The sequence below is a fragment of the Stenotrophomonas sp. 05L414_2 genome (assembly GCF_056397905.1).
In genome coordinates this window covers 1-10,049 of the sequence record NZ_JBFTOJ010000155.1, presented here as the reverse complement: position 1 = coordinate 10,049, position 10,049 = coordinate 1, and the positions used below count along the sequence as shown (strand labels likewise).

Genomic DNA, 10,049 nt, shown 5'->3' with positions numbered 1-10,049 from the left:
CCGTAAACCCATCCATGGGGGCTTGGCCGCGGCATCCATGCCGCGGACACCCCCGCAACCGGACCCACCCCGCCTTCGACARTTKTCCGCGAKCTGYCGGAATGGCGTTCTGCGATGCTCTTGGTAGGTGTCGACCTTGGTCGACACGTAGATCCACGCCACGCGTGGATGCTCTTCGTTCAATTGTCCAACTATTCGATTCCGATGAAGATTCATCGCCCCGCCTTCGACAATTCCCCGCCGCTGTTGGTAGGTGTCGACCTTGGTCGACACGTAGATCCACGCCACGCGTGGATGCTCTTCGTTCAATTGTCGACATATTCGATTCCGATGAAGATTCATCCACGCACGAGGTAGATCCATCAGACACCGGAAATCTGTCAGAGGCGGGGCGGTGTCGGAGTGCGGGGTGTCAGCCGCATGGGCCCGAGGCATGCCTCGGGCGGGCTGGGCAGGACGCCCAACCCCGGTCTTGCCGTGTGCGCAGGACAGCGCACACGAGCTACAAGGACGTACTTGCGGCGTCCCCGCACTCCGACACCGCCCCGCCATCCCACGCAATGCCGCTTTGGCCGTTGCTTCGGCTGTTGCTGTTGCTGTTGCCTGAAAGCATCCGCAGGTGCAGGGCGCAGCCCTGCCGACCTACTTCGCCCAGCCTTCGATTTCGCCGTGCGCGAACGGTCCGAGCTTGGCCTTCACCATCCGTCCCTGTGCGTCGAACAGCACGCTGTAGGGCAGCAGACCCTGCGCGTTGCCCAACTGCACGCTGGCATCGCGTGGGCCGGGGGTATCGAGCACGATGGGATAGTCCACCGGCACTCGCTGCAGGAAATCACGCACGCCGTCCGGCGTATCCAGTGCCAGGCCCAACACCTGCACGCCGTGTGCGCCCTGGCCCTCGGCAAAGCGGGCCAGTTCGGGCATCTCTTCCACGCAGGGGCCGCACCAGCTGGCCCACACATTGACCAGCAATGGGCGGCCCTTGAAGCGTTCGTGGATATCCAGCGCGTGACCTTCAGCATCGGCAAGCACCAGCGCCGGCAGCGGATCACCGGGCCGCAGCATCGGCAGCGCCGGCGGCGATACCGCAACAGGCGCTGCAGCTTCCGTCGCCGGCTCCGGCGCCAGCCGGTTGCCGGCCCATAGGCCAAGACCGGCAGCCAGCACTGCTGTCCACAGCAGCGCTGGCCGTTGCCACTTCATCGCGCGGTGCGCAGCAGTGCTTCTTCCACCAGCGCCTGCGTCAGCAGGGTCGGCAGCACCGTCGGCGGGGCGCCGGGGCCGTACACCACGTACAGCGGCACGCCCACGGCCTTGTGCTCATCCAGGAACGCGGTGATCTGCGGGTCGACATTGGTGTAGTCGCCACGCATGTACACCGCGTTGGTACGCTTGAGCAGTTCCTTGAACTCCGGGCGCGACAGCACCGCGCGCTCGTTGGCCTTGCAGCTCACGCACCAGTCGGCGGTCATGTTGACGAACACCACGCGGTTGTCGGCGCGCAGGCGGTCCAGCATCTGCGGCGAATAATCCACCACGTTCTCGCTGCTCGCCTGCGCGGCACGCGCCGGCGGTGCCAGCTGGGTCACCGCCCACACCGGCACCAGCGCGGCGATCACCAGCAGCACGCCCAGCAGCCCGGCCGCGCGCTGGCTGCGCCAGCGGCTGCGCTCGAACAGCCACAGGCCGCCGGTGAGCAGCAGCAGGCCACCCAGCGCCAGCGCCATGCCATCCACGCCGCGCTGCTTGCCCAGCACCCAAAGCAGCCACAACGCGGCGGCGTACATCGGGAAGGCCAGCACGTGCTTGAGGGTTTCCATCCACTGGCCCGGCTTGGGCAGGCGACGGGCCAGCGCCGGCACGAAGCCGATCAGCAGGAACGGCAGGGCCAGGCCCAGGCCGAGGAACAGGAACACCAGCATCGCCGCCACCGGCGGTGCAACGAAGGCATAGGCCACCGCCGGGCCGAAGAACGGTCCCACGCAGGCACTGCCGACCACGCAGGCCAGCACGCCGGTGAAGAAGTCGCCGGCCGGGCCACTGCGTCGCGCCAGCGACTGGCCGAAGTTGCCGATGCCGCCGCCCATGGTGAACACGCCGGACAGGCTCAGGCCCACCGCGAACATGATGTAGGCCAACGCCGCGACCACGCCGGGATGCTGCAGCTGGAAACCGATGCCGACCGCATTGCCGAGCATGCGCAGGCCGACCATCAGCGCGCCGATCACCGCAAAGGCGACCAGCACGCCCAGCGTGTACCACATGGCATGGCTGCGGGCGCGCTCGGCGCTTTCACCGCTCTGCGCCAGGCTCAGCACTTTCAGCGACAGGATCGGCAGCACGCAGGGCATCAGATTCAGCACCAGGCCACCGCCCAGTGCCAGCAGCAGTACCCACAGCAGCGAGCTGTCGGTTTTCGGTACGCGGCTCGGAGCCTTGGTACGCAGCGCATTGTCCTGCTGCGCGTCGGCGGCGAAGGCATCGCGCGAGCCGTTGCTGGCGTCGGCACCACCCGTGGCGGCCGGCGCGTCGTTGGRCACGGTCGGAAGCAGGCGCAGCGGTGTGCCGTTGGCGCCCTCGCGGGTGCCGGCAGTGGCCGAAGCCGGCAGCGAACGAATCACTTCGTCGCGTGCGGCAGGTGCATCACTGGTGGTGTTGGCCTTGCCGGCGGGGATCGACAACTTCACCCGGCGGGTCATCGGCGGGTAGCAGATGCCATCGGTCTGGCAACCCTGGAAGGTCACCACCAGCGTGCTGTCGACCGCCTCGGCGCGGCTGCGGCGCAGCGGCACCGGCACTTCCACCTGGTTGAAATAGACCGCCACATCACCGAAGTGCTCGTCGCGGTGCGACTGCGCCGCCGGCCAACGCGGCTTGTCGGCCAGTACCCCGGCGCTGCCTTCCAGCTTCAGCGAGGTGCGGTCGCGATACAGGTAATAGCCCGGTGCCGGGCTGAAGCGCAGCAGCAGGGTATTGCCATCGCTGGCGATGGCATCGAAGCCGAATGCCTGATCCGACGGCAGCGGCAGTGCCTGGCTGTTGCTGGTGCCCGGCAGCCGCAGGCCACCGCCACTGCCGGCGCCGGCCAGCGGGTTGTTGAATGCACTGGCGCCGGTGGCGCGTGCGGTCGGCAGCGTGGCCGCCGCACCGCCTGCACCGGGCAGGGTCACCTGCACCACGCGCTTCTGCGGCGGGTAGCACACACCAGCATCGGCGCAGCCCTGGTAACGCACTTCCAGGCTGATGGTGCCGGCGGCATCGGTGGGCGCGCCGGGCAGGGTGGCCTGCAGGCGCTCGCGGTAGGTCTCCACCTCACCGAAGAAATCGTCGTGGTGCTTCTTGCCTGCGGGCATCTGCAGCGCAGCGGCGTTGAACGCCGGATCGGCCTTCACCGTGGTGCGGTGGCGATACAGGTAGTAGCCCGGGGCGATCTTGAACTGCAGTTGGATCTGGCCACGCTCGGGCGCGCTGGCGGTCAGCGCGAACGCCTGGTCCACCGGCAGCAGATCCTTCTCATCCAGCGCGAAGGCCGGCAATGAAAGCCACAACAGAGCGCACAAGGCGGCGCCACGCGCAAACAGAGTCTTCAATCAATGTCCTCCCGGGTCTGTGCCCGGATCCAGTCCAGATACGCCGGCAGGCCGGCCCGGGTTTCGACCGCGATGCACTCCGGGAGTTCATACGGATGCAGTTCGACGATCCGGGCGATGGCTTCATCGACACGGCTTGCGGTGGTCTTCACCAGCAGCTGCAGCTCGGCGTCGGTGGTGACCTCACCCTGCCAGCGGTAAGTCGACTGAGCGCCGTCCAGGCGGGTCACGCAGGCAGCCAGATGCTCGGCGACCAGCGCGTGCGCGATGCGCTCGGCACTGGCCCGGTCCGGGCAGGTGGTCAACAGCAGCAGGACGGGATCGACGGTCGACATGACCGTCGAGTATAGGGCCGTCGCCGGGGCAGGGCCCGGCGACGGCAGTGGACCGCAGCGTTGCGCGGTCAGTTGGCCAGCTGGCAGGTGGCCGGCTTGGCCGAGGTGAACAGGCCCGGKGTGGCCCACTCGGGGTGGTCGATGAAGGGGTTGCGGTTGCCCTGGAACGAGTAGATCACGTCATTACGCGCCTGCTCGGCGGCATCCGGCGGATCGGACAGGTGCCAGTCGATCAGGGTCGACAGCAGGCCCATGTAGGCCGGCGAGCTGCTGGTCTTGACGATCTTGCTGCGGTCGTCGGTCAGTTCCAGGTCCGGTTCGGACTGGCCGGTGGCCGCATCCTTGCCACCTTCATAGCGGATGGCCATGTACATCACCGCGCGTGCCATGTCGCCCTTGCGATGGCCCCACACCTCGAAGGTACCGGCATTGCCATCCGGTGTACGCACCCAGTTCGAATTGCCCGGGTAGCCACCGCTGCCACCGCCGTGGCCGTTGTTGGCTTCGGTGGCACGCTCGCCGCAGTTGGCATCGCACTTGCCGAACGGCTTGTTGCCGCGGTCGGCATTCCACTGTGCGTCGGTCAGGTACAGCATGTGGGTATCGGTGTAGGGCGCGTACGGCAGGCCCTTGTCGCCGGTGGTGCTGGCAAAGCCCAGCGAGTTCGGCCAGGTGTGCTCGCGGTTGTACTTCAGGCCGCTGCCACTGCCTGCACGGTCGGTCACCTTGGCGAAGCTGTGGTTGCGGTAGGCATCGAGGATCCGGCCGCTGTTGTTCGGATCTTCGTCGGCGATTTCCAGGATGGTCCAGGTGCTGGTGCCCGAGCCACTGTACGGATACGCGGTGTGGCCCTTGATGGTAGCGTGCAGCGAGCAGCGCAGCTGGCTGGGGCTGCTGGTGTTGACCTTCGAGTAGTAACCGGCCGGTCCGCCGGGATTGCCCGGGTCCGGATTGCCGGTGGTGGTGGCCACGGTGAAGGCGATGCGGCTGTCGGTCGCCGGGCGGGCACCCTGCGCATCGGTGATGCGTGCGGCACGGATGTCGAAGCGGCAGGCTTCACCGGCGACCAGCGCGGTGTTGGTCGACAGCTTCACGCTCTTGCCGCTGGCCGGCCAGGTCAGCGGCACGCTGCCCGAAGTGCCGCAGGTCAGTGCGAAGGCGCCGCTGGCGAGGTTGACCGTCTCGCTGAACACCACTTCCAGGTCGGCGGCGGCAGGGAAGGTGCTGCTGCCCTGTGCCGGCGTGGTGGTGGACACCGACGGCGGCGTGTTCGGGCCCGGGGTGCCGCCGCCACTGAAGGTCTGGTTGTTGTTGCAGCTGCCGAAGGTCTGCCTGGCCGATTCGGCCCAGGTGAAGTGCGCGTACTGGCTGCCGCTGCCGGTCAGCTGCAGCGAGGTGCCCGCCGCGGTGCTGTTGGTTTCGGCAACCGGAATGTTCTGGCTGGTCATGCCGGCGGCGGGGCCACCGGAAGCGGTGATCGCGCCCTCGTAGCTGAGGAACTGGACCACCTTGCCGCTGGCGTCGACCAGGGCGATGCCGTCGTTGGCACCGTTCTGCAGGCCGTTGCTGGGGTAGGTGACCACCGCCAGGGTGGCGCTGCCGCAGCTCGCCGCGGTTCCGGCCGGCACCGCGTTGTTGGCGTAGACCGTGGCGGCCGACGGGTTGCTGCCGTTGTAGAGGTACAGGCGGTAGCCGGACAGGTCTTCGCCGGCGGTGGCGACCACTTCGATGGCTTCGCCGACGTCACCGGCAGCGGTGCTGTCGTCGTAGTGCAGTTCGTTGATGAAGACCTCGGCCTGGGCCGGCGCGGCAGCCAGGGCCAGCAGGCAGGCGGCGGCGAGCGGGGACAGCAATCGCATCGACTACTCCTTGTGATTGGGAATGCCGGGCCACCCTAAAGCCGATCCGGTGACACTTTGTCGTAAATGAACGCCAGATATCTGACAGTGCGACGGCGGTCACCAAATGGTGGCCAACTCCCCCTTGGCTTGCCGCGACGCATCCCTATAAAGGCGTCCGCGCGGGGATGGAGTGCCGCCGGGCCGCCGGGAAAAATTTCGGGGGCGGGCCTTGAAAGGCCTCCGGAGGTCTCCATCTCTGTCGTGCTCCCGACCTGTCGGGCTTTTTCACGCGCGTTGCTGGCAGTCGCTTGGTGCGAGTGCTAACATCGCCGGACTTTTTCAGATCAATCAATAACTTAAGAGGTCCCACATGAGCATCAAGCCGCTGCACGACCGCGTTGTGGTCAAGCCGATCGAAGCCGACGAAGTTTCCGCCGGTGGCATCCTGATCCCGGACTCCGCCAAGGAAAAGTCCACCAAGGGTGAAGTCGTGGCCGTGGGCCCGGGCAAGCCGCTGGACAACGGCAACGTGCGCGCTCCGTCGCTGAAGGTCGGTGACAAGGTCATCTACGGCCAGTACGCCGGCAGCTCGTACAAGAGCGAAGGCGTCGAGTACAAGGTCCTGCGCGAAGACGACGTGCTCGCCGTCATCGGCTGAGCGTCGGCGCGACCTGCTTCATCCCCTGATTCCAACACCCAGCCGCCGGGCATGGCCCGGCGCTACCAATGAGGTAAACGCAATGGCTGCCAAGGATATTCGTTTCGGTGAAGACGCCCGTTCGCGCATGGTGCGCGGCGTCAACGTTCTCGCCAATGCCGTCAAGGCCACCCTGGGCCCGAAGGGCCGCAACGTCGTGCTCGAGAAGAGCTTCGGCGCCCCGACCATCACCAAGGACGGCGTGTCCGTCGCCAAGGAAATCGAACTGGMKGACAAGTTCGAGAACATGGGCGCGCAGATGGTGAAGGAAGTCGCCTCCCGTACCAACGACGACGCCGGCGACGGCACCACCACCGCCACCGTGCTGGCCCAGGCCCTGATCCGCGAAGGCGCCAAGGCCGTTGCTGCCGGCATGAACCCGATGGACCTCAAGCGCGGTATCGACAAGGCCGTCGTGGCTGCCGTCGCCGAGCTGAAGAACATCTCCAAGCCGACCGCTGACGACAAGGCCATTGCCCAGGTCGGCACGATCTCGGCCAACTCGGACGAGTCGATCGGCCAGATCATCGCCAACGCGATGAAGGAAGTCGGCAAGGAAGGCGTGATCACCGTTGAAGAAGGCTCGGGCCTGGACAACGAGCTGGACGTGGTCAAGGGCATGCAGTTCGACCGCGGCTACCTGTCCCCGTACTTCATCAACAACCAGCAGTCGCAGACCGCTGACCTGGATGACCCGTACATCCTGCTGCACGACAAGAAGATCTCCAACGTCCGTGACCTGCTGCCGGTGCTGGAAGGCGTCGCCAAGGCTGGCAAGCCGCTGCTGATCGTTGCCGAGGAAGTCGAAGGCGAAGCGCTGGCGACCCTGGTGGTCAACACCATCCGCGGCATCGTCAAGGTCGTGGCCGTCAAGGCTCCGGGCTTCGGCGACCGTCGCAAGGCGATGCTGGAAGACATGGCCGTGCTGACCGGCGGCACCGTGATCTCCGAGGAAGTCGGCCTGTCGCTGGAAAAGGCCACCATCAAGGACCTGGGCCGCGCCAAGAAGGTGCAGGTCTCCAAGGAAAACACCACCATCATCGATGGCGTGGGTGACAAGGCTGCGGTCGATTCGCGCGTTGCGCAGATCAAGRCSCAGATCGAAGASACCTCCTCGGACTACGACCGCGAGAAGCTGCAGGAGCGCGTGGCCAAGCTGGCCGGTGGCGTTGCAGTGATCAAGGTCGGCGCTTCGACCGAAATCGAAATGAAGGAAAAGAAGGATCGCGTCGACGACGCCCTGCACGCGACCCGTGCGGCCGTTGAAGAAGGCGTGGTTCCGGGCGGCGGCGTTGCCCTGGTCCGTGCGGTCTCCGCACTGGCTGGCCTGAAGGGTGCCAACGAAGACCAGAACCACGGCATCCAGATCGCCCTGCGCGCGATGGAAGCCCCGCTGCGCGAAATCGTTGCCAACGCCGGTGAAGAGCCGTCGGTCATCGTCAACAAGGTCAAGGAAGGCACCGGCAGCTTCGGCTACAACGCCGCTACGGGCGAGTTCGGCGACATGCTGCAGTTCGGCATCCTAGACCCGACCAAGGTGACCCGTTCGGCGCTGCAGAACGCAGCCTCGATCGCTGGCCTGATGATCACCACCGAAGCCATGGTTGCCGACGCTCCGAAGAAGGACGAGCCGGCCATGGGTGGCGCTGGTGGCATGGGCGGCATGGGTGGCATGGGCGGCATGGACTTCTAAGTCCCGCTGCACTGCTGCAATGAAAAACCCCGCCGCAAGGCGGGGTTTTTTTGTGGGTGGCGTGTTGCCGCCAATGGGTTCACAGCAATGGGTCCATGCCAATGAATCCATGCCCATCGGTCCATGCCAGTAGATCCACGCCATGCGTGGATGGCGTCAGCGCACGAGCACCTTCTCCGCGCCGTACTCCCAGTCCCACGGCACTCCGGTATCGCCAAGCACGAACGCCACCAGCGCCGGAAACGCCGCCTCGGCGCGGACATCGTTGCCCAGCATCACCACGCAGCGCTGGCCCTGCTCGATGCACACCAGGGTGTTGCCCACCGCGTCATCGTGGCCGCCCTTGTAGAAGCCGGGCCCCTGCGGTCCGCGGAAGGTGACCACGCCCAGGCCGGCTGCCAGGTCCCTGCGCCGCTCCGCTACCGGCAGTTCCGCCTGCAGGGTCGGAAACTGGCTGGCCGTGGTGATCGGCAGCTGCGGACGTACCAGCTCCTGCCGCATCGCCGCTGAAAGGCCTTCGCCGCGCACATAGCCCGCTGCGAAGTTGGCCATGTCGGCGATGGTGGTATCCATCGAGCCGGCGGCCCGCACCCGGCTGCGCTCGTCATGCGGCTCGGGCGTGCCATCGGCGGTCCAGCCGTCGGCCAGGTTGGTGGCGAAATCCTCGCGCCACATCATGCTGGTGCGGGGCATGCCGAAGCGGTCGAACACGCGACGCTGCATCAGCGCGCCGATGTCCTGGCCAAGGCGCCCCCGTTCGAGCACGAACTGCAGCAGGATCAAGCCTTCGCCGGAATAGCCGTAGCGGCTGCCCGGATCGAAATGGAATTGCAGCCTGCCATCCGGTTCCAGAAACGCGAAGTTGGCAAAGCCGCTGCCATGATTGAGCAGCAGGCGCGGGGTGAGCCGGCGCCAGCGTTCGTCGCCGGCCAATACGCTGTAATCGGCGTAGTGCTTCGTATCGACGGGGTAGTCCGGCAATGGCTTGTCCAGATACGTGGCAATGCCGGCGTCCAGCGCGATCACCTGGTCCTGTGCCAGCTGCGCGACCAGGTGGCCGAAGGCCATCTTGGTCAGCGAAGCGGCGTACATCACGGTGTCGGTACGCAGCGGTTCGCCGGCGGCGTTGCGCTCGCCATAGGCGGCCACGTGCACCACCTTGCCGGCGTCGATCACCGCCAGCGCCATGCCACGTGCGTGTGCGGCCTGCATCAGCCGGTGCGCCTGGGCATCAATGCGGGCTGGCGATGGCAGCGGTGGTGGCGCAGCGACTACGGCCATCGGCAACAGCGTCAGCAACAACAGGACGACACGGCACATGCGTGGAACTCCTGGCGGGACGTGGCGCGATGCTACCGCAGCTTTGGCTGCTGGCGCCGGTCGACCCCATCCAGGCCCCGGGGCGGCGCCGCGTCATGCCCTGCGGCAGCCCGGTCCGGACTTGCGCCCTGCGGGATCGAAAATATAATAAGGCACCTAATCATCACGGATATGATGGATGCTTGAAGCAAAACACACGGCTCTCATCCAGGAGGCTGGCCGTCGCGGCGATCCCCACCTGGCCCAGCTGCGCCTGTGCTTCCAGCTGCTGGCCTTGTCCAGCGCGATCGACCGTGACTGCGCTTCACGCCTGGCGCCGCACGGCCTCAGCGAGGGCCGTTTCATTGTGCTGTTCCTGCTGCACGGTGCTGGTGGCACGTTGCCTCCGCACGCGTTGGCCGAGCGCGCTGGCGTCACCCGCGCCACCATCAGCGGGTTGCTCGATGGCCTGCAGCGTGACGGCCTGCTGCAGCGACGCAACGATGCCGAGGATGGCCGCCGTCTGCAGATCGTGCTGACCGCGCGCGGCAAGCGCCTGGCTGACGATCTGTTCGACCAGCACACCCATTGGAT

8 protein-coding genes are annotated in these 10,049 nt (G+C 66.5%); 3 read left to right on the top strand and 5 right to left on the bottom strand.

Features of this window, described 5'->3' with window-relative positions; genetic code table 11:
- Window positions 1-642: 642 nt before the first annotated feature.
- From AC1DJN_RS17705 to AC1DJN_RS17690, 4 genes are all read right to left on the bottom strand, one after another.
- Window positions 643-1,203, bottom strand: coding sequence for a TlpA family protein disulfide reductase (locus AC1DJN_RS17705; RefSeq protein ID WP_032976458.1), 561 nt, complete (start codon window positions 1,201-1,203; stop codon window positions 643-645).
- Window positions 1,200-3,590, bottom strand: a complete 2,391-nt coding sequence (locus AC1DJN_RS17700; protein WP_478039628.1) for a protein-disulfide reductase DsbD family protein — start codon at window positions 3,588-3,590, stop codon at window positions 1,200-1,202. Before AC1DJN_RS17700 ends, AC1DJN_RS17705 begins: the two co-directional genes overlap by 4 nt.
- Complete coding sequence (cutA, locus tag AC1DJN_RS17695) at window positions 3,587-3,925, bottom strand: divalent-cation tolerance protein CutA (protein WP_442252402.1); 339 nt, start codon at window positions 3,923-3,925, stop codon at window positions 3,587-3,589. Before cutA ends, AC1DJN_RS17700 begins: the two co-directional genes overlap by 4 nt.
- A 68-nt stretch (window positions 3,926-3,993) precedes the next feature.
- Complete coding sequence (locus AC1DJN_RS17690) at window positions 3,994-5,784, bottom strand: endonuclease (RefSeq protein WP_059065293.1); 1,791 nt, start codon at window positions 5,782-5,784, stop codon at window positions 3,994-3,996.
- Between the two features lie 352 nt (window positions 5,785-6,136).
- Between AC1DJN_RS17690 and AC1DJN_RS17685 the strand changes: the two genes are divergently transcribed.
- Both AC1DJN_RS17685 and groL read left to right on the top strand, forming a co-directional pair.
- Window positions 6,137-6,424: a co-chaperone GroES gene (locus AC1DJN_RS17685; protein WP_025878649.1), complete on the top strand. Its 288-nt coding sequence runs from the start codon at window positions 6,137-6,139 to the stop codon at window positions 6,422-6,424.
- 82 nt (window positions 6,425-6,506) lie between these two features.
- Window positions 6,507-8,156 carry a chaperonin GroEL gene (groL, locus tag AC1DJN_RS17680; RefSeq protein WP_478039625.1) on the top strand — a complete coding sequence of 550 codons (1,650 nt, stop codon included), beginning with the start codon at window positions 6,507-6,509 and terminating at the stop codon, window positions 8,154-8,156.
- Between the two features lie 156 nt (window positions 8,157-8,312).
- Here the strand turns inward: groL and AC1DJN_RS17675 are convergent, their stop codons facing one another.
- Window positions 8,313-9,476, bottom strand: coding sequence for a serine hydrolase domain-containing protein (locus AC1DJN_RS17675; protein WP_312308415.1), 1,164 nt, complete (start codon window positions 9,474-9,476; stop codon window positions 8,313-8,315).
- A gap of 178 nt (window positions 9,477-9,654) precedes the next feature.
- On the opposite strand from AC1DJN_RS17675, the gene AC1DJN_RS17670 reads away from it, so the two are divergent.
- Window positions 9,655-10,049 (top strand): MarR family winged helix-turn-helix transcriptional regulator (locus tag AC1DJN_RS17670; protein WP_478039623.1); only part of this gene is annotated, 395 nt, incomplete at its 3' end.